18 protein-coding genes and 1 tRNA gene are annotated in these 23557 nt (G+C 43.4%); 12 read left to right on the top strand and 7 right to left on the bottom strand.

Annotated elements, in window-relative coordinates; all coding sequences use genetic code 11:
- Positions 1–223 precede the first annotated feature (223 nt).
- Positions 224–1453, top strand: a complete 1230-nt coding sequence (locus ACT29H_RS08150; RefSeq protein WP_444821126.1) for an alanine dehydrogenase — start codon at positions 224–226, stop codon at positions 1451–1453.
- Between the two features lie 69 nt (positions 1454–1522).
- Here ACT29H_RS08150 and ACT29H_RS08145 read toward each other — a convergent pair whose 3' ends face one another.
- Both ACT29H_RS08145 and ACT29H_RS08140 read right to left on the bottom strand, forming a co-directional pair.
- The gene (locus ACT29H_RS08145) at positions 1523–3007 is read right to left on the bottom strand and encodes a sensor histidine kinase (protein ID WP_444821125.1); all 1485 of its coding nucleotides are present in this window, start codon (positions 3005–3007) and stop codon (positions 1523–1525) included.
- A 216-nt stretch (positions 3008–3223) separates the two neighbouring features.
- Positions 3224–3296: transfer RNA gene (locus ACT29H_RS08140), tRNA-Met, on the bottom strand.
- Between the two features lie 352 nt (positions 3297–3648).
- Between ACT29H_RS08140 and ACT29H_RS08135 the strand changes: the two genes are divergently transcribed.
- From ACT29H_RS08135 to pdxA, 8 genes are all read left to right on the top strand, one after another.
- A complete protein-coding gene (locus ACT29H_RS08135; protein ID WP_444821124.1) occupies positions 3649–4551 on the top strand; it encodes a M23 family metallopeptidase in 903 nt (300 codons plus the stop codon).
- Positions 4552–4886: 335 nt separating this feature from the next.
- The gene (locus ACT29H_RS08130) at positions 4887–6041 is read left to right on the top strand and encodes a 1-deoxy-D-xylulose-5-phosphate reductoisomerase (protein ID WP_444821123.1); all 1155 of its coding nucleotides are present in this window, start codon (positions 4887–4889) and stop codon (positions 6039–6041) included.
- Between the two features lie 155 nt (positions 6042–6196).
- Entirely contained in the window at positions 6197–7516 is a 1320-nt protein-coding gene (rseP, locus tag ACT29H_RS08125; RefSeq protein ID WP_444821122.1) for an RIP metalloprotease RseP, read from the top strand.
- 130 nt (positions 7517–7646) lie between these two features.
- Positions 7647–7865 (top strand): Sec-independent protein translocase subunit TatA/TatB, encoded by a 219-nt coding sequence (locus tag ACT29H_RS08120; RefSeq protein ID WP_444821121.1) that lies wholly within the window; start codon positions 7647–7649, stop codon positions 7863–7865.
- A gap of 281 nt (positions 7866–8146) precedes the next feature.
- Positions 8147–9322: a transglycosylase SLT domain-containing protein gene (locus ACT29H_RS08115; protein ID WP_444821120.1), complete on the top strand. Its 1176-nt coding sequence runs from the start codon at positions 8147–8149 to the stop codon at positions 9320–9322.
- Positions 9323–9439: 117 nt separating this feature from the next.
- Positions 9440–10483 (top strand): DUF4837 family protein, encoded by a 1044-nt coding sequence (locus ACT29H_RS08110; RefSeq protein ID WP_444821119.1) that lies wholly within the window; start codon positions 9440–9442, stop codon positions 10481–10483.
- Positions 10480–10857 carry a hypothetical protein gene (locus ACT29H_RS08105; RefSeq protein WP_444821118.1) on the top strand — a complete coding sequence of 126 codons (378 nt, stop codon included), beginning with the start codon at positions 10480–10482 and terminating at the stop codon, positions 10855–10857. The genes ACT29H_RS08110 and ACT29H_RS08105 overlap by 4 nt, the downstream gene beginning before the upstream one ends.
- A 136-nt stretch (positions 10858–10993) precedes the next feature.
- A complete protein-coding gene (pdxA, locus tag ACT29H_RS08100; protein ID WP_444821117.1) occupies positions 10994–12058 on the top strand; it encodes a 4-hydroxythreonine-4-phosphate dehydrogenase PdxA in 1065 nt (354 codons plus the stop codon).
- A gap of 694 nt (positions 12059–12752) precedes the next feature.
- Here pdxA and lpxA read toward each other — a convergent pair.
- The 4 genes from lpxA to ACT29H_RS08080 form a co-directional block, all read right to left on the bottom strand.
- Positions 12753–13547 carry an acyl-ACP--UDP-N-acetylglucosamine O-acyltransferase gene (gene lpxA / locus ACT29H_RS08095; protein ID WP_444821116.1) on the bottom strand — a complete coding sequence of 265 codons (795 nt, stop codon included), beginning with the start codon at positions 13545–13547 and terminating at the stop codon, positions 12753–12755.
- Positions 13548–13620: 73 nt separating this feature from the next.
- On the bottom strand, positions 13621–15021 hold the full coding sequence (locus ACT29H_RS08090) for a bifunctional UDP-3-O-[3-hydroxymyristoyl] N-acetylglucosamine deacetylase/3-hydroxyacyl-ACP dehydratase (RefSeq protein ID WP_444821115.1): 1401 nt from the start codon (positions 15019–15021) through the stop codon (positions 13621–13623).
- A gap of 69 nt (positions 15022–15090) precedes the next feature.
- Positions 15091–16110 carry a UDP-3-O-(3-hydroxymyristoyl)glucosamine N-acyltransferase gene (lpxD, locus tag ACT29H_RS08085; protein WP_444821114.1) on the bottom strand — a complete coding sequence of 340 codons (1020 nt, stop codon included), beginning with the start codon at positions 16108–16110 and terminating at the stop codon, positions 15091–15093.
- Positions 16111–16196: 86 nt separating this feature from the next.
- Positions 16197–17432, bottom strand: coding sequence for an HD domain-containing protein (locus ACT29H_RS08080; RefSeq protein WP_444821113.1), 1236 nt, complete (start codon positions 17430–17432; stop codon positions 16197–16199).
- Positions 17433–17633: 201 nt separating this feature from the next.
- Here ACT29H_RS08080 and rimP point away from each other — a divergent pair, with 201 nt between their 5' ends.
- The 3 genes from rimP (at position 17634) to infB (ending at position 22764) form a co-directional block, all read left to right on the top strand.
- Positions 17634–18098, top strand: a complete 465-nt coding sequence (gene rimP, locus ACT29H_RS08075) for a ribosome assembly cofactor RimP (RefSeq protein ID WP_444821112.1) — start codon at positions 17634–17636, stop codon at positions 18096–18098.
- 210 nt (positions 18099–18308) lie between these two features.
- Positions 18309–19547 carry a transcription termination factor NusA gene (gene nusA, locus ACT29H_RS08070; RefSeq protein WP_444821111.1) on the top strand — a complete coding sequence of 413 codons (1239 nt, stop codon included), beginning with the start codon at positions 18309–18311 and terminating at the stop codon, positions 19545–19547.
- A gap of 67 nt (positions 19548–19614) precedes the next feature.
- A complete protein-coding gene (gene infB / locus ACT29H_RS08065; RefSeq protein ID WP_444821110.1) occupies positions 19615–22764 on the top strand; it encodes a translation initiation factor IF-2 in 3150 nt (1049 codons plus the stop codon).
- A gap of 342 nt (positions 22765–23106) precedes the next feature.
- Here infB and gcvH read toward each other — a convergent pair whose 3' ends face one another.
- Complete coding sequence (gene gcvH, locus ACT29H_RS08060; RefSeq protein ID WP_444821109.1) at positions 23107–23484, bottom strand: glycine cleavage system protein GcvH; 378 nt, start codon at positions 23482–23484, stop codon at positions 23107–23109.
- Between the last annotated feature and the right edge of the window lie 73 nt (positions 23485–23557).

Below are 23557 nucleotides of genomic sequence, written 5' to 3'. Positions count from 1 at the left end.
GTTGTTGGGATGTTCTGGCGTAATGAGTGAGGAACTTTGGCAGAACCGGATAATCAAAACAAAGTGGCAATAAAGGGCTTTGTGGATAATATAACTACACTGGAGGATTAGCTTGTTGTTGGATGGGTGACTGTAGCTTATTCTCGATTTAATTTCTGAAGGCTACATATTTTTTTTGTAACTTATGCCGGAAATCAAATGTTGTAAATGACGGATTAGTTTTATGGGCGATATTGGACAAAGTGCATCGCATTATTTCGCCATGAATCAAACGGGGTTGATGCCTAAGGAAGAGTTGATGGAAGTAGGGAAAAGACAGAAATCAATGTCGTTTGGCATACCTCGCGAACGGGAGGAAGGTGAATATAGGGTGCCACTGACACCACAAGGTGTGGAACTGCTTACTGCCAATGGGCATGAGATTATTATTGAAAGCGGTGCTGGCAATGCCGCCAATTATTTTGATCATGACTTTTCGGAAGCAGGTGCTCGGATTGTTAATAATCACGAAGATCCTTTTCGCTGTGAGGTCGTTCTTAAAGTAGCTCCCCCTGATGAGGAAGAACGACAGCTTTTATCGTCAGGGCAGTTGCTTATTTCTTTGTTGCATCTGTTTAAGCAGGATCGGAAATCCATCCAACAGTTAATGCAACGGAAAATAAATGCTCTGGCGTATGAGTTTTTGAGAGATGAGTCGGAGTGTTATCCGGTGGTAAGAAGCATGAGCGAAATTGAAGGTTACGCTGCCATAATGATTGCTTCGGAATATCTAAGTAAGGAAAAGAACGGGAAGGGTGTTTTACTGGGAGGAATAACCGGTATTTCTCCCGCTGAGGTGGTGGTTATAGGAGCAGGTACTGCCGGAGAATTTGCTGTAAGAGCTGCTCTTGGGCTTGGCTGTCAGGTTAAAGTGTTTGATAATTCGTATCGAAATTTGCGGGAGTTGGAACGCAACGTCGGACAACGGCTTTTTACTTCTATCCTTCATCCTCAGGTCCTTAGTAAAGCGCTGAAGTCGGCCGATGCCGTTATTGGTAGTCTTCGCTATTTCGATCCCCAAAGCAGGTTTTTAATTTCAGAAGATCAAATTGCAGGGATGAAGCCCGGGTCGATAATTGTCGATTTGAGTATGGGAAATGGTGGATGCATCGGATCTGCCTGCGGTTCTTCAAATCATAAATCGGCAGTTACCATTCAGCATGGAGTTATTCATTACAGGGTACATAATATCTCATCTCGTGTGGCACGAACGGCATCAATTGCTTTAAGTAATATTTTTGCTCCGGTATTGTTGCGGTTAGCAATGGCAGGAGGTGTAAGTCATCTTATTAAGGAAGATATGGGGGTGAGCCATGGTCTTTATCTTTACAAGGGAATTCTTACCAATCATACCATTGGCGATAGATTTAATATTCCTTCAAAAGATATTGGTTTGCTGATGGCCGCATTTTAAATGATTATGAGATGTTGATGGTGCTATAGGAGATGCTGTCGTTTGACGGTTTCGATAAAAGGTGAACTTTTATAGATTTTTGAGTTTGGTGGTTGCAGCAGGAAATGATAATTGTCGTTTACTTCCTTCATTGGGATCCATTGTTTTGTCTCTTGTGTAAAGGTCTTTAGTGGAAGGATTGTATGGCAAAGCAAATTTGAATATGGCGCCTGTGACACCATTCCCTTTTCCACGATTACTACACCAGATTTTTCCACCCATGGCACCCACAAAGCCTTTGGCAATAGCCAATCCGATGCCTGTACCTCCAAATTGACGACTTAGGCGAAGATCGCCTTGCCTGAACAGATCAAAGATTTCTTTTTCTTTTCCTTCGGGAATTCCTATTCCACTGTCTTCTACAAAGAAAATGATTTGTTTGTCGACTACTTCATAGCCAAAATGAACAAAACCCGAAGCAGTAAATTTAATGGCATTGTCAATCAGATGGTTTAAGACCTTGTAGATTGCTTCCTTGTTAAAAAACACGGTATCTTGTCCATCAATTGTTCCGGGGGTCATTTTCAGGTTTAACGGTTTCCCGGAAATGTTTATTTCTGAGAGATAATGGGAATAAAGCAGTCTTAAAATTTTGTTTAATGAAAAAGGCTGTTGTTCATTTCCAATTTTTTTGGCCTGAAATCGTGAAATATCGATGAGAGAATCCATGATATTCAAAAGCCGGGAGGCATTTTGTTGGATAATGTCAATGTAATTTCGTCGCTGATTGGACGACATGTCTTCTGCGCTTAATAATTCGGTAAAGCCCATTATCACATTCATGGGCGTTCTTATTTCATGACTTAGATTGGCCAAAAAGGCAGATTTTAACCGGTTACTTTCTTCAACAATTTGTTTGGCTCTGGATAATCTTTTGTTGAGGTTGTCAAGTAGTGTGTTTTTATTTTTTAGTTCTTCTTCTGTTTTTAGTAATTGTTCGTTTTTCTTTTCAAGAATTTCTTTGATTGCGATGTGTCGCAATTCTGAAGCAATATAAAATGAAAAGAAATGCAAGGTGTTCGTGACAAGGAGTTTTGATTGGTGGCTTCTGGTGAAGATAAATATTACGCCTAAAGGTATGTTTTCATGATCTTTGAGCAACATGGCTGTAACCGTCTTTGCGTGATGCTTTGTTATGCCTAACGAAGTTAATATTTTGTTGGCATGGCTACTGTTAACAATGGTGCTATCCAATAAAGCAGGAAATAGTGGTGTTTGAAACGGGGCTATATGTGCGTTGGGGAATAGCTGATCCATGTGTGTGAATGCAGCCACCTGAAGTTTCTGTTTTGGGGTAAGCCTGGTAATTAGCGTGTATTCGGCACGACTGATTTTGGATATTTTTAAGGCCAGGGCTTCTAAAGAAGAGATTGTCTCGGACTCGGAGATGGCAGGATTTACCGATTTCACCAATTCTTTCGCGTAGCAACTGGCAAAAAAGTCGGAGGGATCTTTTAAGCAATTGGTTTTTCGATTGAATGGAAAAAATTTAGTAATTGGTTTGAATAGATTCATCTGGCCTATTTGTTACATCAAATAAAATCTTTTATTTGGATTCATTCAAAATCTTTTGACGAACAACCTATTTGTATTGACAACCTGATTTTTGTGGATCGCTAGTATCAAGAGTGTGTTGGAGAAAATGAGAACACCGAGACCGAATACAACCGGAGAGGCGATGGTAGGCATTAAAAAATGAAAGCCGTAAAACGCATTGTTTTACGGCTTTTGTAGCGGGGGCCAGACTCGAACTGACGACCTTTGGGTTATGAGCCCAACGAGCTACCAACTGCTCCACCCCGCAATATATTTTTGATGTTTTATTTCTCTTTTGCGAGTGCAAATATACAAGCTTTTATTGCCTGCTCCAAATGATTTCCGTGTTAAAAAATAATAATTTTTAAAGGCTCGGTTTTTATGGCTGGTTAACAGAGGAAATGAATCCCAATAGAAAAACTTTTGTTTCGATAGATCCATTATAATGCTTAATTTTGTCAGATTTAGAAAATGATGATAGTTTGTTGAAACAGCCGGGGGGATGAAAATGGATGCGGCTGCCGATATTGTGTTGGAATAATTTCTCCAACCATGACGGTGGTGGTTATGCCCGGGGGTTCGATTAACCAACTATTTTAACGATTCCTTTAATTGAAATCATGGAAGAAAACAAAAGAAAAGCCTTCATTCAGAAACTAAAGAGTAAATATAGACTCGCGGTTTTTAATGAACAGTCCTATCAGGAAGTATTGGTTGTTCGATTATCTCGCCTCAATGTTTTCACTTTTATTGGATTTTCTGCTATTCTGCTTATTGCTTTGGTGATTCTTCTGATCGCCTTTACCGGATTAAAAGAGTATATCCCTGGTTATCCCGATCCCAATCAGCGCCTGTTAATTGTCAGAAATGCGGAGAGAGTAGATTCTCTCATTTTGGAGATTGAAAAGAGAAATAAGTTCATTGAAAATATGCAGATGATACTTAGTGGGGAAGTGCCGAATGAAGATCAGGAAGCCTCTGCAGGAGAAGCTTCGGAGTCTTTACCTGAAACGCATAAGGATGATTCTTCCGGATGGAGAGCCATAGAATTTACCAAGTCTGAAGAAGATTCTGTTTTTAGAGCATTGGTAGAACAGGAAGAAAAATTCAACTCTCACCATCAAATTGCAAAGGGGTTGAATCCCTTGCTTGAAAACACTTTCTTTTTTCCTCCGTTGGAAGGAATGGTGGTGAATCAATTCGGAAACCCCAAAGGACACTATGGCGTGGATATAGTGGCGGGCCCCGGAGCGCGGGTTTCTGCCGTCATGGATGGGGTGGTTATCTTTTCCGGTTGGACGGTAGAGACAGGATATGTGATACAAATTCAACATGCCAATAATTTTATTTCCATGTATAAGCATAATGAACGATTACTGAAATCTACCGGAGAGCATGTGAAAGCAGGTGAAGCCATTGCCAATGTGGGTAATTCGGGAGAATTGACAACCGGACCCCATCTTCACTTCGAATTATGGCATAACGGTGTTCCCCTTGATCCGCTGGAGTATATTTCCTTTTAAAAGGGGGAAAGGGTTTGCCCGTTTTTGAACGGTTTAATTTCTTGGACAAAAGAATTGCATCCTCTGTTTTAATCCATATAAAAGCAAAATATGGCAAGCATGACAATAGCGTTGGCTTCGACTTATCCCTTTTTTCCGGGAGCAGGATGGTTCAAAACTTTTGTCGTGCAGATACTCTCGGTCGGTTCCAATCATTTGGAAAAGCCCCGGGAGTCAATAATTTTAGTGAATTTTACACGAAACGAGCATGATAAATAAAATGTCACGAAAGGTGATGGATAACATTAAGTCATGCGAGTTCCATTAGACCAGTTTTTTAGATAATTCGTATTTTAATGAAACGACGTATAGCACTTCTTGGCTCAACAGGGTCAATAGGAACTCAGACCCTTGAAGTTGTAGAACAACACCCTGATCTCTTTGAAGTAGAAGTACTCACTGCCGGGAAGAATGCCACTCTTTTGGTAGAACAGGCCCGTAAATTCCAACCCGGAGTTGTTGTGATCGGGGATAAGAGTAAATACCAGTGGGTGAAAGAGCAGTTGTCTCGTCTCCACATACAAGTATATGCCGGCTCCGGCGCCTTGGCCCAGATTGGAACGCTGAGTACGGTGGATATGGTTGTGGTGGCGTTGGTGGGGTTTGCCGGATTACTCCCCACCATGAAAGCTCTGGAGGCCGGGAAGACCATTGCTTTAGCCAATAAAGAAACCCTGGTGGTGGCCGGTGATTTAATAATGGATCTGGCTCGCAAAAAAAAGGTGTCGGTGCTTCCTGTCGACTCAGAACATTCCGCCATCTTTCAGTGTTTGGACGGGGAAGATCATCGGTCTGTGGAGAAAATTATTCTTACCGCTTCGGGAGGGCCTTTCCGTGGAAAAGATGTTGAATTTCTCAGAAAGGTAACACGATGTCAGGCCCTGAACCACCCCAACTGGAAAATGGGCGACAAGATTACCATCGATTCGGCCACTCTGATGAATAAAGGATTTGAAGCCATCGAAGCCAAGTGGTTGTTTGATATTCAGCCAAAGCAGATTGAGATTGTTGTGCATCCCCAATCGATTGTCCACTCATTGGTCATGTTTCACGATGGATCCCTTAAGGCTCAGATGGGACTGCCCGACATGCGGCTGCCCATTCAGTATGCACTGGGTTATCCCAACCGATTGCCCAATGCGTTTCCCCGGTTTAATTTTTCGGAATATCCTTCCCTCACCTTTGAAAAAGCAAATGTAGAAGTGTTTAGGAATCTCGCCCTGGCTTTCGAGGCCATGCATCAGGGAGGGAATATGCCATGCATCATCAATGCCGCCAACGAGGTGGCAGTAGATGCCTTTTTGAATTCTAAGATTGGATTTGTGCAAATGTCGAGGGTCATTGAACAAACCATGAACAAAGCCTCTTTTGTTGAGAAACCTTGCTTCTCCGATTATATCGAGTCGGATAAAGAGGCCAGAGGGTTGGCTGCCGAAATAGTTGAAAAATAAAGAAAATCAATATATTTGTGAGGTTCCTGCGGAATTTTTTTTGGGTTTTATGTCCATAATATATTTTTGACAGAGAGAATTGACACTATTTATTAATTGAATTTAGGTTTAATTCCACGGAGTTGGACCATAAACAAAACAAGAAGAGAAAAAGCATGGTGTTTTTAATAAAAGCGTTACAACTTATTCTAAGTCTTTCCATTCTGGTGATTCTGCATGAATTTGGTCATTTCCTTTTTGCTCGTCTTTTTAATACGCGGGTCGAGAAGTTTTATCTGTTCTTTAATCCCGGCTTTACCTTGTTTAAGTTTCAGAAGGGCGAAACAGAATATGGTATGGGATGGCTCCCACTGGGAGGCTATGTGAAAATCGCCGGAATGATCGATGAGTCGATGGATAAGGAACAATTAAAGCAACCGCCACAACCTTGGGAGTTTCGTGCCAAACCGGCCTGGCAAAGGTTATTGATCATGGTGGGAGGAGTATTGGTTAATTTCATCCTTGCCTTGTTCATCTTTTGGATGGTTCTGTTTAAATGGGGCGAATCCTATGTCCCTGTAGAGGGTGCCCAATATGGCTATTCCTATCATCCCGTTGGCCATGAAATGGGACTTCAGGATGGAGATATTGTGTTGGCTGTGGATACCTTTAAAGTCAAGACCATTTCCGATGTGGCGCATTTTCTTTTTCTGGAAGAGCCGCATGCAATGACCGTCAAACGGGGCGATTCCATATTTCAGTTGCCGATTCCGGAAGGGGTGGGGCAAAGATTACTTTCGGAAAGGGTGAAGCAGTTTGCAGGCTTCCGAATCCCTTTTGTGGTCGATTCTATTGTGACGGGGATGCCTGCCGATATCGCCGGAATCCAAAAAGGAGACAGTCTGGTGGCCGTTGGGGGCAAACAAGTACCGTTTTTTTATGAATTTGTTGAGGAGTTGAAGAAATACTCCGGAGAGACTACAACCATCTCATTTTACCGAGATGAGATGTTGATGTCGTTGCCCGTTCGGGTAAGCAGTGCCGGAAAAATCGGAATATCCCCCTGTTCGCTTTACAATTATCTGGAGGTGAAAGAACGTAAGTATGGCTTTTTTGAAGCTTTCCCTGCCGGAATAAGGAAAGGGGTAAATGTGTTGGTGGGGTATGTGAAACAATTCCGACTGGTTTTTACCAAAGAAGGAATGCAACAAGTGGGTGGCTTTGGAACCATTGGTAATTTGTTCCCGCCCAGCTGGGATTGGTTAAGCTTTTGGACCACTACCGCCTTTTTGTCACTGATTCTGGCCTTTATGAACATCTTACCCATTCCTGCGCTGGACGGGGGCCATGTGTTGTTCCTCTTCTATGAGATGGTTACCAGAAGAAAACCCAGCGAAAAGTTTATGGAATATGCTCAGATCGCCGGAATGATTCTTCTGCTTGCGTTGTTGCTTTATGCCAACGGAAACGACATCGTCCGATGGCTGAGTAAGTAGCTTTGATAATTAATTTTAGGGAAAAGGCCACGCCTCTTTTCACAATTTAATTAATACATTTGTAGATGCAGGGTGTGTGGCTTGCGCATAAGTTGTTACTTTTAGTTTTCTGTTAATTTAAAAGAAATATATGGAACTGTTTTCGTTATTTTTGGCAATACCCGGCGGTTGGGAATGGATTGTTATCATTCTGGCCATTTTATTATTGTTTGGAGGGAAAAAAATTCCCGAACTGATGAAAGGGCTCGGCCAGGGTATGCGGGAATTCAAAAAGGCCCGGAATGATGCCGTAGAGGATAAAAAGAATGCCGAAAAAAAAGAGGATACCGACGATAAAGAGAAATCCTGATGGTGGCCCGGCTTTTTTTGAGAGAGCGTGATTGTGTTCCTGAGTTTTAGACCTGGGTGCTCAAAAATGATCCTGAAACGAGCATGACCAGCGGTGATGGGCTCTACGATCCCTGTTTTTCAGGAACCAGAATATGGATAAAAAAAGCCTTGCCTTGCGAGTTCCATTCGGCCAATAAGTTAGGGTAATTTTATAAGGATGAGTGATTTCGTGGGTGTTGAAATCCCCACGTTTTGTTCTATTGTTTAATTTATGTTTCCTTTTTAGGTGAATCCAATTCAATGGGGGATATGACCGATTCCTGGTGGGTAAAGCGTTTCGTATTTTTATTTGTGTTGTTATTCCCGATGCTTTCTGCGGGTGCCTCAGATCATAATAGTGTGCCTTCCTATCTGGTCAAGTCCAGATTAGAAAAACTCGATTTGCAAACGCCGGTTTCTCTGCAATACAATCAATATGTCCAAGCCTATATTGATGTGTACACCAAGAAGCGCCCCGAACATCTGGCCCGCATTCTGTCGCGAGCCCGTCTCTATTTTCCGCTTTTTGAAGAATACCTGGATAAATACGGATTGCCATTGGAACTGAAATATCTGGCCGTTATCGAATCGGCATTGGATCCCAAAGCCAAATCCTCCTCCGGCGCCTACGGTTTGTGGCAGTTCTTGTATCAGGCATCCCGGATGTTCGACTTAGAAATTACCTCTTATATCGATGAGCGTGCCGATCCGGTGAAGTCGACGGATGCTGCTTGCCGTTACCTGAAATACTTGTACGATAATTTTAATGACTGGTTGCTGGCCATCTCTGCCTATAATGTGGGAATTGGAACCATCAAGGCGGCCATTGAACAGGCTGGTGGCGAAAGAGATTACTGGAAGCTGCGCCCTTTTCTGCCGGAACAGGTTCGCGGATATGTCCCTGCCTTTGTGGCTGCCAATTACGTGATGAATTTTCACCACACCTATAATATTGAGCCATTACCGGGCGGCTTTCATTATGATGATCTGGCAACCACCATGGTGAAGGGCGGTCTTTCTTTTGATCAGATAGCTCGCTTGACCGGTATTTCCGTTGACGTTTTGCGCTTGTTGAATCCGGTTTTTAAAATGGATTACATTCCCGTGCAAAACGGACTGATTCGGATTGTTATTCCGGAGGATAAAGTGGAGATTTTTAACCGGAAACGTTCCGGCTTCCTCACCGAAGAAGCACCTGCACCCAAAAAAATGCAGGCATTGGGCGATACCATCGGTCGGGAAAAAACCTGGCATATCGTTAAGAAAGGCGAGTTTTTCCATGCCATTGCCATGGAATACGAGTGTAGAATTGAGGATCTGATGTATTGGAATAATTTGAAGAATAAACAACTCTATGCCGGACAAAAGTTGGTTGTGTGGAAACCCGGGGAAGAAAATGCAAAAAATAAACTTATTAAAGACATCATTGATCCATAATCCCTCCCCTTTTATATAAGTAATGACCGTTTGGGTTATCGGTCAGACAATGTTCTTTCTTTATTTTTTGTAACTTCACCCTTACATTAATAGAAATTTTAATCGCTATAAAAATTGATGATGATGCGAGTCACGAATATGGTCTCTAAGAAAGTGTTGATAGCCTTTTCATCGCTGATGATGCTGCTGTTTTTTTCCTGCAAGGAAAAAGGGAACGTTTATAAACCCAATCTTTCCGGTAGCCAGGGAGAAATGCTGATTGTGATGAATGATTCGGTGCGGGAAAGTGTGGGGGGCAAAACGTTGGCTGCCATTATGCAGCAATCTATGGTGGGGCTGCCGCAGGCCGAACCGCTTTTCGACACTTCAATTATCCCTCACAGGGCTTTTAGTGAACGTATGAAGCCCTTCCGGAATCTGATTCTTGTGAATATCAAGAATAACTACAATGCAGATATTAAATTTTATAAAGATCGTTGGGGAAAGCAGCATGCCATGGCTGAAATATACGCCAAAGATACCTGGCAGCTCGACTCATTGGTTAAGGCACAAGAGATAAAACTCGCCGGTTTTTTTGTGAAGGCCGAAAGAGATCGAAATCAGATCTATTACCGAAAATACATTAATCAAACCCTTACCGAAAAATTTAAAAACCGATGGGGCGCATTTATGATTGTGCCGGTCAATTTTAAGGAAAACAAACCGGGAAAGAATTTCGAGTGGATGTCCAACGAAACCCCTCTGACCAGTCAGGGACTATTGGTTTACTCCTTCGAATATACCGGTTATGAAAGTATAACAGAAGCTTATTTGCTGAATAAAAGAGACTCGGTGCTGAGGATTAATGTTCCCGGACCCTCCGATGGATCCTATATGACCACCGAGGGGAGAGTGCCCGTCACTTATAAGCGTTTCGAATACAACGACCATCAGATTGTGGAAATTAGAGGGTTGTGGAGAGTCGAAGGCGATATTATGGGAGGGCCTTTTGTGAGCTTTGCCCACATCGATCCGGAAAACAGCCGCATCGTTGTTACCGAAGGATATGTCTATGCCCCCGAAAAGCCAGAAAAACGTAATCTGGTTTGGCAATTGGAATCCATTCTTTATTCATTCCGGTTTTTGGCGGATAATAAAGAGGCAAACAAGGAGGGCGAATGATGCTTCCTTCTTTTTCTAAAGAGGAGCTGGAAAAAGCGTCCAGACGGGAAGAGTTGATCGAAGAAACCATCCGGCAGATCATTAAAGATTTTTCGGAGTTTGATCTGGATATTCGGTTTCCCGGGAGTGATGATGATTATTATGGCCATCTTTTTCAACAGATGCAAAAACATGTCACCCATTTACTCTTACATCACCGGGAAAAACTATTCAATTTGCTCTACCGAATTGATTTAGAGGTGTCTGATGTGGATTCCTATCAGAAACAGATGCCGGAAGTCCCCTTTGAGCCGCTTCTTACCGAATTGATTATTCACCGTGAGCTGAAAAAAGTTATAACCCGGGACTTTTTCCGGCAATCAGGAAATCAATGATTCCAAAGTGGCTGGATTTTTTATTCTGACGCTGCATGTTTTTCCCCAACATGCCACATCCTTCCGGTTCCGACAGGGTGATTTTGAGACGAAGATGTGATTGTAGATTTGTTTGACGAAGTAAAAAAAATTAAATATGAGCAGTGAAAAAATAAAAGTTGCCATTACTCAGGGTGATATCAACGGAATAGGATATGAAGTGATTTTTAAAACGCTGGCCGATCCCAAAACATTGGAATTTTTTACGCCGGTGATTTACGGGTCGTCCAAAGTGGCCGCTTACCATCGCAAAGCATTAAATATTTCCAATTTTAGCCTCAATAGCGTGAAATCGGGAGAAGAGGCCATGCCCAAGCGGGTCAATATTGTTAATTGTCTGGATGATAATGTTCGTGTTGAACTGGGTAAACCGACACAAACCAGTGGAATGGCCGCTTTTGAAGCTTTGAAAAATGCTGTTGAGGACCTGAAAAACGGATTTGTAGATGTCCTTGTTACCGCCCCGATAAATAAAAATACCATCTATTCGGACCAGTTTTCCTTCCCCGGTCACACCGAATATCTTGCCGAACAGTTTAAGGCCTCCTCTCATATCATGCTCATGGTGAGTCCTAAATTAAAGGTAGGAGTGGTCACCGGACACATTCCTTTGAAAGATGTGGCCAATAGCTTGTCTCCCGAAAGAATTCTGGACAAAATCCGTGTTTTGGACCATACCTTACGAACCGACTTTACCATCCGTAAACCGCGGATTGCTGTTCTGGGACTTAATCCTCACGCCGGAGATAACGGACTCATCGGGGACGAGGAAATCAATACCATTATACCTGCCATCGAAATGGCCCGTCAAGAGGGAATTATGGCTTTGGGACCCTATCCTGCCGACGGTTTGTTTGGCTCGGAACAGGTGGGAAATTTTGACGCGGTACTCGCCATGTATCATGATCAGGGACTGGCACCGTTTAAAAGTATTGATTTCGCAGAAGGCGTCAACTTTACAGGAGGACTACCCATTGTTCGTACTTCACCCGACCATGGTACCGCTTTCGAAATTGCCGGAGAAAACAAAGCGGATGCAAGTTCTTTCCGGGAAGCCGTTTACCTGGCCATCGATGTCTATAAAAGAAGAAAGATGCATCAGGAGATCTCTGCAAATCCATTGAAAAAGGCGGATATTAGAGATCTTGAAGGCGGTAATTAAAGCGGATCCCTCAGGGGGGTAAAAAGAATGGTGAGCGTGACCGACATCGGCGTTTTGTAGCGGTTGCAATGGCTGATTGATCGTTCTGCGTGAATCAACGCCTCTCCCGAATGTTTGGATTGGCAAACGGAAGGGCTGACAGCAGGAGCAAACCGCTGTTTTTTGCGTGGCAACTCTTTTTTCTCAGATCTCGAAAGGTCTTTTTCTGCCGAAACGTCTTCTTTTCAACGTTGCCGGTGAACTTTTTTTCCTGAGAACTGCACTTTTTTAGTTCGAAGATCGACTTTTTAACGCCGCAACTGACAGAGTTTCAGTCGCGGGTGACATATTTAACGCCGCGACTGACAGGGTTTCAGTCGCAGGTGACATATTTTACTATGCGGATGACAAGATTTCAGTCGCGTGTCGTTTTTTCGACTCCGCGACTGACTGGATTATAGTTGAAATTCGTTTTTTTAACGCAGCCGCTGCCAGGTTTTCAGTTTGAGATCGCTTTCTGGACTTCGCGATTGTCATTTTATCCTTTTTAAGGCGTTGGTTCCACGTTGCAATCGTCTTTCCGACAGATTGAAAGGGGTAATCCCTCATCTGATGGTACTTTCCTCAGTTTTCCACATTCGGGGAAGACCTTCACCGGCCTGTTGACCGGTATTGCGATCCCAATCTGATGATTCCTGATGGCGATGCTTTTTATCTATCCGTTGTTTTCCGGATTATAGTAGCCTTTTATGATTCCTCTTTGAGAATTCTTAATGAAGAGGATGATTTCATCGCGTTCTTTGGAAGCGGGCAGTTCGGCTTCGATGCGTTCAATGGCCTGACTGTTATTGAGCCCTTTCTGGAACATGAAACGATAGATGTCCTGGATGTCGCGGATCTGATCGTTGGTGAAGTTTCTGCGTCGCAACCCTATTGAGTTAACACCCGCATAGGAAATGGGCTCTCTTCCGGCTTTAACATAGGGGGGAACATCTTTACTTACCAAACTGCCTCCGGCGATCATCACATGGCTGCCGATATGGACAAACTGATGGATGGCCGACATTCCGCCGACAATGGCCCAGTCGTCAATTTTTACTTCCCCGGCCACTTGAACACTGTTAACCAGAATAACATGATCCCCTACAACACAATCATGAGCGACATGTACATAGGCCATTAGTAAACAATTGCTTCCGACAACTGTCTGTCCTTTGGATTTTGTTCCGCGGTTAACCGTCACAAATTCCCGAATGGTGGTGTTATCACCAATGATCGTCACGGTCTCTTCGCCTTGGAATTTCAGATCCTGTGGGATGGCGGATATTACTGCTCCGGGGAATATATTACAGTTTTTCCCGATTCTTGCACCTTCCAAAATAGTGGCATTGGAGCCGATACGGGTTCCTTCGCCTATTTCTACATTTTTATCGATGGTCACAAACGGTTCAATAACTACATTGGGAGCTATCTTGGCTTCGGGATGGATATACGCTAATGGTTGTTTCATAAATGGTTTTTCGAGCAGAGATTGGCTCCCTTTTTTATTTAGGGGAAGCCAATCCGGTTGGGAAATAGATTAATTACTGTTTATTTTTTGCTATTTGAGCCATGAATTCACCTTCGGCAACAATGGTATCACCCACAAAGGCAGTTCCTTTCATATTGGCTACGCCACGTCTTATTTCGGTGATCATTTCCAGCTTGAAAATAATGGTATCGCCTGGAACCACTTTTTTTCTGAATTTGATGTTATCAATTTTCAGGAAGTAGGTGCTGTATAACTTGGGATCATCCACCTGACTTAATACCAGTATGCCACCGATTTGTGCCATGGCTTCCACCTGCAGCACGCCCGGCATTACGGGCTCGTCGGGGAAGTGACCGACGAAGAAGGCTTCATTCATGGTGACATTCTTAACGCCCACAATGGTTTTTTCTTGCAGGTCAATGATTTTGTCAACCAGCAGGAATGGAGGACGGTGTGGCAAAAAGCCTTTGATGGCGTTGATGTCATAAACCGGTTCGGCATTGGGATCGTATTCCGGCGCATCGGTCTTCAGCTGACGGCGACGAATTTCTTTACGTAATGCTTTGGCAAACTGAGCGTTTATTTGATGTCCCGGTTTATGGGCGATGATACGTCCTTTTATGGGCATCCCGGCAAGGGTTAAATCGCCGATGATATCCAACAGCTTATGTCGGGCCGGCTCATTGGAGAAATGTAGCTCCAGATTGTTCAGGATGCCGATCGACTTTACTTCTACCGATGGTTTATTAAACAATTTAGCCAACCGGTCCAGTTCTTTCTGATCGACCTCTTTATCTATGATGATAATGGCATTGTCCAGATCGCCCCCTTTGATGAGGTTATTTTTCAATAATGGTTCCAGCTCATGAAGAAAAACGAAGGTACGGCAATTGCTAACCTCTTTTTCAAATTGATCCAGGCTTTCTATCTGGGCAAATTGGTTGGCAAGAGTCACTGAATTGTCGAACGAAATAAGCGCCTGATAGGCTTGTCCGTCTTCGGGTATGGCCATGATTGAACTGCCCGTTTCGGGATCTTCCACCACCATTTTTTCTTTTACCACGAAATATTTGCGTTCTTCATCCTGCTCTTCGATGCCTGCCTTTTTGATGACATCCACGAAAAAGCGGGCGCTACCGTCCAATATGGGCGCTTCCGGGCCATTCACTTCAATCAGACAATTGTCTATTCCCATGCCTCGTAATGCAGCCAAGCAATGTTCAATGGTACTTACACGTGCCTCGTTTTCTTCCAGCACGGTCCCGCGTTCGGTAAACACTACGTTATCTGCCAACGCCTTAATTTCAGGATGTCCTTCCAGATCGATGCGTTTAAAGCAAAATCCATAATTGGCCGGGGCCGGTTTCAACGTTAGTGTTACTTCTGCGCCGGTATGCAAGCCTGTTCCTTGCAATGAGACGGCTTCGCGAATTGTTCTTTGTTTTTCAACCATGACAATAAAGATATTAGGCCAAACCGTTCTGAGCTGAATTTGTTCACCTCCGATTTGGGTTCCTACTTTTTATCTGTTTTTTTGTAATTCTTGAATTTGTTGGTAAATCTCCGGCAGCTTCCGGAATAATACGTATGCTTTATTGTATTTCATATAATCCATTGCGGGTGATCCCATCAACGTGGAGCCGGGTTCTTTAACGGTTTTTCCGACGCCGGTTTGCGCGGCCAGTTTGGTGCCGTCAGCGATGTGAATGTGTCCCGCAATTCCGGTTTGGCCGCCAAACATACAATTTTTTCCGATTTTAGTACTTCCGGCGATTCCGCTTTGTGCAGCAATCACGGTATTGCTACCTATTTCAACATTGTGGGCTATTTGTACCAGGTTGTCGATTTTTGCACCGTTGCGGAGGATGGTCGATCCCATGGTGGCTCTGTCGATGGTGGTGTTGGCTCCCACTTCCACATTGTCTTCAATGACCACATTGCCTACCTGCGGAATTTTTTCATAATTTCCGTCGGGACCTGGCGCAAATCCAAAGCCGTCAGCTCCGATAACTGCTCCGGCATGGATAATACAGTTTTTCCCCACCACACATTGCTTATAAATCCTGACACCCGAATTGATGATGGTGCCTTCGCCGATGGTGACTCCTTCACCAATAAAAGCACCGGGCCATATTTGTGCGCCTTTCCCTATTTTCGCTTTTTCGCTGATATAGGCAAAAGCCCCTACGTAAACAAAATCGCCCAGCGTAGCCGTTTCATGAATAAAGGATGGCTGTTCTATGCCTGTTTTTTTAGGCAGTGAACTTTCGTAAAATTGAAGCAAGGTGGCCAAAGCCCGGTAGGCATCTTCCACCTTGATAAGCGTGGCTTTGACATCTTGTTTGGGAACAAAGCTTTTGTTGACTATTACCACCGAAGCTTCGGTGCTATAGAGAAAATGTTCGTATTTGGGATTGGCCAAAAACGTCAGGGTCTCAGGCCGACCTTCTTCGATCTTTGAAACATCTCTTATCACCTGATTCTCGTTGCCTTCTATCTCGCCCTGAATAAGGCCGGCAATTTGTTTTGCGGTAAATTCCATGTTGAAAAATTTGGCACAAAACTAATAAATATATCCTACTGTGTGAAATATAGTTGCCTGTTGGGGGCTATTTTGTCGATGAGAAATTATTTTGGGTAGCAAAGCAGATATTTGTTGACGGTTTTTGCAAAGGCTGAATGGTCAAGCATATCAGAGGCGTAAGAGATGTCTTTGAGGGTCCCGTCTTTGTAGAGAATTTTAATGTTTTCTTGACCAACATTATAGGTGCTGTTGGAAATATGATCGGTGAAGACAAAATAGTTCATTTCCTCATCACTCATATTCCCGAATAATTTCTTTTCCTTTTTTAGCTGGTCTATTCTTCCTTTGTCGAAAGGGGTGTCAGAAATCTCTATCCCCAGCAATTTACGATCGAGCAATCTCGATGCCAGGCACGATAAGACATTATCGTCATGCCGGCGCCAAAGTTTTAAGGAACTCATGATGTCGTTGTCGTCGAGCATGGCAAAGTCGTCCAGAATCTGAGGATTGGAAAGAAAATCATCGCTGCAGAACCGGTTGGTGAGGAAGGTTTGAAGAAAAGGAGGAGCCGGAACTTCGATCTTGTTGAGGGAGAGATGTTTGGCCCGCTTCAAGGCATTGATTAACATTCTTTCGGCCACCAGGGCCGTTTTGTGAAGATAGACCTGCCAGTACATAAGTCTTCTGGCCACCAGAAATTTTTCGATAGAGTAGATGCCTTTCGCCTCGATTACCAGTTCGTTGTTTTTTATTTCCAGCATTTTGATGATGCGATCGGAGCCGATGACACCTTCCGAAACCCCCGAGAAAAAACTGTCTCGTTTTAGGTAATCCAGGCGGTCCATGTCCAGTTGACTGGAAACCAGTTGGTGTAAAAATAACTTTTCGGTTTTTCCTTTGAAAACATTTATCGCATTGGTCAATTGACCCTCAAAATGTTGGTTGAGGCGATCCATGAGCAGCAGTGAAATATCTTCATGGGTAAGGCTTTCGATCAGTGTCTGTTCCAGCGCGTGAGAAAAGGGACCGTGACCAATATCGTGCATCAATATGGCGGCATGGGCCGCGAGCGTCTCCTCGTAGGAGATATGATGTCCCTTGTTTTTGAGTACCGAAATGGCCAACCCCATCAGATGAAAAGCCCCGAGCGTATGTTGAAACCGGGTGTGAACGGCGCCGGGATAAACCAGGGAGGTCAGACCCAGCTGCTTAATTCTTCGCAACCGCTGCAAATAGGGATGTTCGATTAATGCAAAGAGAATATTGTCCGGGATGCTGATGAACCCGTGCACTGGATCATTCACAATTTTCCGTTGCTTGTATTGTTGCAGGTCGTTCACGTCACCTCGTTGATTTTGTGTTACAAAGAAAGCGATTCATGGGCAATGAAGCAAACCGCACCATTTTAAATTATCAAAAACATTTGATTTTAAGGGGGAAAGGTTTTTGCAAAATTCTTTTTCATTGCTTATCTTTGCCCCGGTTTTCATACAGAAAGCAGGTAGGGGACAGGTGTCCCCTATTTTATTAACCGGTTGTGAATGATAACAAAAGAACAAATAGTTGAGCGCATCGATTCCAAGGTAAAGGAAGACGGGGCTTTTATTGTGGAGGTTAATGTCAGGCCCAACAACAAGATTGAGGTGCTGGTCGACAGCGAAGCCGGCATTTCCATCTCGTACTGCGGAGAGCTTTCCCGATTCATTGAAGCAGCGTTCGATCGGGAAGAGGAGGATTTTGAATTAGAGGTGTCATCGCCCGGAATCGGATATCCCTTTAAGGTAAAAGAACAGTACTATAAAAATTTGACTCGTCCGGTGGAGGTGTTGACCTCCGAAGGGAAAGTGTTTAAAGGGATCCTTAAAGAAGTGAATGAGGATGGATTTGCGATAGAGGAAGAAAAAAAGGTGAAAATTGAAGGAAAAAAGAAAAAAGAGTTAAAAGTTTTCAGATATGAGTTTAACTTTGATGCAGTTAAGCGTGTCATTGAATTGTTGAAGTTGTAACTTTGGAGGGTCGTAGCCCGACAGAAAAAACACAAAACTCTTTTGGCGGCCGATAAGGGCCGGTATTACGTATGAGAACTGTTCCAGAAGGCCGGATATAGATACAAATACAAAGTTGTTTCATGAAGCGTAGGTTTTTACTGTGAATGAATTTGAGTATTAATCAATCGGATTTGCAAACGGCAATAACCACACATATTAATTACAACGATGGAAAATATAAATTTGATAGACACATTTTCGGAATTTAAAGAATTGAAAAATATCGATCGGGCCACCATGGTTCGCGTTTTGGAAGATTCATTCCGAAGTGTTCTGGTCAAAATTTTTGGTAGTGACGAGAATTTTGATGTCATCGTAAATGTCGACAAAGGAGATTTTGAGATTTGGAGAAACCGTGAAGTGGTTCCCGACGGGGAAGTGGAAGATCCCAATACGCAGATTTCTCTGAGCGAAGCAAGAAAATTTGATCCTGACTATGAGGTGGGCGAAGAGGTGGTTGATGAAGTCGACTTTCATAAGTTTGGCCGTAGAGCAATTCTTTCGTTGCGGCAAAATTTGGCCGGTCAGATTATGGAACTGGAAAAGGATCAACTCTACCAAAAATATTCTGAGCGTATCGGTCAGGTGGTTACCGGAGAGGTTTATCAGATCTGGAAGCGGGAGATGCTTATTCTGGATGATGAAGGAAACGAACTGATATTGCCGCGCGCCGAGCAAATACCCGGAGATTTTTTCCATAAGGGCGAAACCGTTCGGGCTGTAGTTATTAAAGTGGAGATGCGCAACAATACACCATTGATTATTTTGTCGCGTACTTCACCCGTCTTTTTGGAACGTTTGTTTGAATTTGAAGTTCCCGAAATCTATGATGGGTTGATCACCATCAAGAAGATTGTACGTGCACCGGGCGAACGGGCAAAAGTGGCCGTGGAATCTTATGACGATCGCATCGACCCGGTAGGGGCTTGCGTGGGGATGAAAGGGTCTCGAATTCATGGCATTGTTCGGGAATTGCACAACGAAAATATCGATGTCATCAACTATACCACCAATAATCAGCTGTTTATTCAGCGCGCGTTGAACCCGGCTAAAGTGTCCAGCATAAAACTTTTTGAAGAAGAGAAACGAGCTCATGTCTATCTTCAACCGGAGGAAGTTTCGTTGGCGATTGGTAAAGGGGGATTAAATATCCGTCTGGCCAGTCAGCTCACCGGTTATGAAATAGATGTTTACCGAGAAACCGGTGATGAGGACGAGGAAGACGTTTCACTCGATGAATTTTCTGATGAAATTGAAAGCTGGATCATTGATGAATTGAAAGCGATTGGTTGTGATACTGCCAAATCAGTTCTGGATCTGACGGTGGAAGATCTTACCAAAAGAACCGATTTGGAAGAGGAGACCATTCGTGACGTAATTAATATTCTGAAGGCTGAATTTGAATAATTCGTTTATCTTTGTTGGTCAAAGATTTTTTATCTTTTTTATCAGAAAAAAACCGAAAGTCCTTTATATGGCAGTTGGAAAAAGACTTAGTAAAATAGCAAAAGAATGCAATGTGGGAATTAACACCATTGTTGAGTTCCTGCATAAGAAAGGATTCGAGATTGAATCTAACCCGAATACGAAGGTTTCAGAGGAAATGTATGATCTTCTGAAAAAAGAATATCGTTCTGACCTGACTGTAAAAATTGAATCAGAGAAATTGGTAGAACGGAAACAAAAGAATAAAAAAGTTTCACTTTCAATTGATGATTTGAAAGATGAGAATGAGGAGGATGTGGAGGATCAGGATTCGATTGTGGAACCAAAGACTGACCAGGATGTGAAACCGGCCGGGAAAAAAGAAGAAGAGCCAACTGCCCAGGAACTTTCCCCGAAACAGAAGGTGAGTGTCAAAGTGGTCGGTAAAATTGACTTGGATAATAAGAAACAGAACGACTCCGAAGAGGTTAAGGAAGAGAAGAAACCTGAGGAGAAACAGCCTCAGGAAAAAGCGCCGGAAAAAGAGGTGGTTGTTAATAAGCAGCCTGAGGAGAAAGAAGAGAAGAGCGTGAAAAAAGAAGACAAAGTCGTTGAAGAAGTAAAGATTTCTGATAAGAAAGAACCGGAGATTGTCGAAAAAACTGAAGCGGAAGCCCCCAAAGTTGAGAAAGAGGTGAAAGCGCCTGAACCTGCAGAGAAGAAAAGTGAGGAGGTAAAAGCAGAAGTGGTCGACAATGCCGAGGTTAAAGAAAAGAAAGATGCTTCTAAAGCAAAGAGTGAAATAAAAGAAACTGAGACTACCCTGCCCCCGAAAAATGAATCATCCGATACTTCCGGAAAAAAAGAAGGGGAAAAGGTGGAAACTCAGCCAGTGAAAGAAAAAGAAGTCGCCAAGAAAGAAGCTGCTACCGACATTAAAGGGGGCGGAAAAGAGAGTAAGGCAGCAGAAAAAACAAAACCGGAAACCACCGGTAAGTCAGACAAAGAAACTTCTGAACAGAAGGACGAGGCAGAGAGCTTTGTCCCTACTAAAGTGAAGAAACTCGCCGGACCTACTGTGGTTGGTAAAATTGAACTGCCGGTTGAAAACCGTAACAGCGACAACAAAGAGGAACTTAGAAAGAAAAAGAAAAAACGGAAACGCATCCGCAAGGAAAAAGTGCGGGTGAATATCGATGAAAAACAACAACAGCAACCTCAAAGTGGCGGTAAAACACTTGAGAAAAAGGAAAAACGGAAAAAGGTAAAAGCCAAAAAACGTCCTGCCCGTCATGAGGTTAGCGAAGAAGATGTTCAAAAGCAAATTAAGGAAACATTAGCTCGGCTTACTTCCAAAGGTAAATCCAAAACTTCACGTCACCGTCGTGATAAACGAGATGCTGCCGCTCAAAAAGAGCACGAAGCCATGGAGCGGATGTCGGAAGAGAGCAAAATCCTTAAAGTGACGGAGTTTGTCACCGCCAACGAGTTGGCCAATTTGATGGATGTTCAGGTGACCCAGATTATTGGCACCTGTATGAGTCTGGGGCTGTTTGTATCCATTAACCAGCGTTTGGATGCAGAAACCATCACACTGGTGGCCGAAGAATATGGTTACAAGGTTGAATTTATGGGCGTTGAGGCCGTTGAAGCTATTGAAGAGGAGGAAGACAAGCCCGAAGATTTAAAACCACGTCCACCGATCATTACCGTGATGGGCCACGTTGACCATGGTAAAACCTCATTGCTCGACCACATCCGGAGTGCCAATGTTATTGCAGGTGAAGCAGGTGGGATCACTCAGCATATCGGTGCATATAACGTAAAACTGGACAATGGACGCGAAATCACGTTCCTTGATACGCCCGGTCACGAAGCCTTTACCGCGATGCGTGCCCGTGGTGCCCAGGTAACAGATATTGCCATTATTATTGTGGCTGCCGATGACAACGTAATGCCTCAGACCGTGGAGGCCATTAACCACGCAGCCGCTGCCGGTGTTCCCATCGTTTTTGCCATCAACAAAATAGATAAGCCCAATGCCAACCCCGACAGGGTTAAGGAAGAACTGGCCAACATGAATTATCTGGTTGAGGAATGGGGCGGAAAATACCAGTCGCAGGACATCAGTGCCAAAGCGGGAACCAATATAGATCTGTTGCTGGAAAAAGTATTGCTGGAAGCCGATTTACTGGAGCTGAAAGCCAATCCGGATAAACCGGCCGTGGGTTCCGTTATTGAATCAAGTCTTGACCGTGGTCGCGGATATGTGGCGACTCTGTTGGTGCAGTCGGGAACCCTTAAAACCGGAGACCTGATCCTGTCAGGTCAGTATTATGGGCACGTAAAAGCCATGTTCAATGAGCGTAATCAGACCATCGAAGAAGCAGGCCCATCGCAACCGGTGTTGGTTCTTGGCTTGAATGGTGCGCCTCAGGCCGGTGAGAAATTCCATGCCATGCAAAATGAGCGGGAGGCCAAAGATATTGCCACCAAACGTTCACAATTGCAACGAGAACAAGGACTCAGAACACAGAAACATATTACTCTTGATGAAATTGGCCGACGGATCGCCATTGGAAACTTCCAGGAACTTAACCTGGTGGTGAAAGGTGATGTGGATGGTTCTATTGAGGCTCTTGCCGACTCGCTGATCAAACTGTCGACAGAAGAAATTCAAGTAAATGTCATTCACAAAGCCGTTGGTCAGATATCCGAATCGGATATTATGCTGGCTGCAGCGTCCAATGCCATCGTGATTGGATTCCAGGTGCGACCGTCTATGGCGGCCCGTCGACTGGCAGAAAAAGAAGAGATCGACATTCGCTTGTATTCCATCATTTACGATGCCATCGAAGAGATTAAGGCGGCTATGGAAGGAATGTTGTCACCGGAAATTAAGGAACAGATCATTGCGACCCTTGAAATCCGTGAGACCTTCAAAATATCCAAAGTGGGAACCATTGCCGGTTGTATGGTGAAAGAAGGAAAAATCAAACGCAGTTCCAAAGTGCGGATTATTCGTGACGGAATTGTGATTTATACCGGTGAACTGGGATCTCTCAAGCGATTCAAGGATGATGCGAAAGAGGTTGCCGCAGGGTACGAATGTGGATTGAACATTAAGAATTTTAATGACATCAAAGTAGGGGACGTTATTGAAGCCTTTGAAGAAGTTGAAGTCTCCAGAACGTTGTAATGTTGGAATTCAATTTTGTAGTTGATAAAGAAATTCGTCGGCGTAAAGTTTGACGAAACAAAAAGGCAAAAATTAGTATTTCTTGTTCTTCTTTTTAGGGATTAAAAAATTGATGTTTTTTCATTGACCTTTATCAATTTATTTTCTAGATTTGAAGAAATAAAATTTTGGCCAACCAATTTTCCATAGTCCCACACTGATAGGAGTTCTCTCCCGACAGTGTGGGATTCTTATTTTGGAGTGATTGAGAGTCACGGTTTCCAGTGAAGGAGAATGATCACGAAAAAGGGGATCCCATAATTCCGGGATCCCCTTTTTTTATGAGGTCAAAAAAATGGGCGATTATCCAATGAGCTCTTTATACTGCGAGGCAGAAAGCAAATCGTTTAATTGATCGGGGTTGGACATTTTAATTTTAATCATCCATCCACCATTATAGGGATCTTTGTTCACCAATTCAGGATTGCTTTCGAGCTCTTCATTCACTTCGATTACTTTGCCGGAAACAGGCATGTAAAGGTCTGATACCGTTTTCACTGCTTCAATGGTGCCAAACACTTCTTCTTTTTCCAGATCTTCATCTTCGGTTTCGATTTCAACAAAAACAATATCACCCAATTCGTTTTGAGCGAAATCAGTGATCCCGACAATGGCTGTTTCCCCGTCTACTTTTACCCATTCATGGTCTTTGGTGAATTTGAGGTTTTCCGGTATGTTCATAGTTTTTTGTTTTAAATGGATTCAAGTCAAAATTAGATATTTTTTAGGAATAATCTAATACAAAGTATTGAAT

The sequence above is a fragment of the Thermophagus sp. OGC60D27 genome, assembly GCF_052400625.1.
Classification (GTDB): Bacteria; Bacteroidota; Bacteroidia; order Bacteroidales; family Marinilabiliaceae; genus Thermophagus.
Note: the sequence above shows the minus strand (reverse complement) of the source record. Positions and strands in the feature narration are given on the sequence as shown.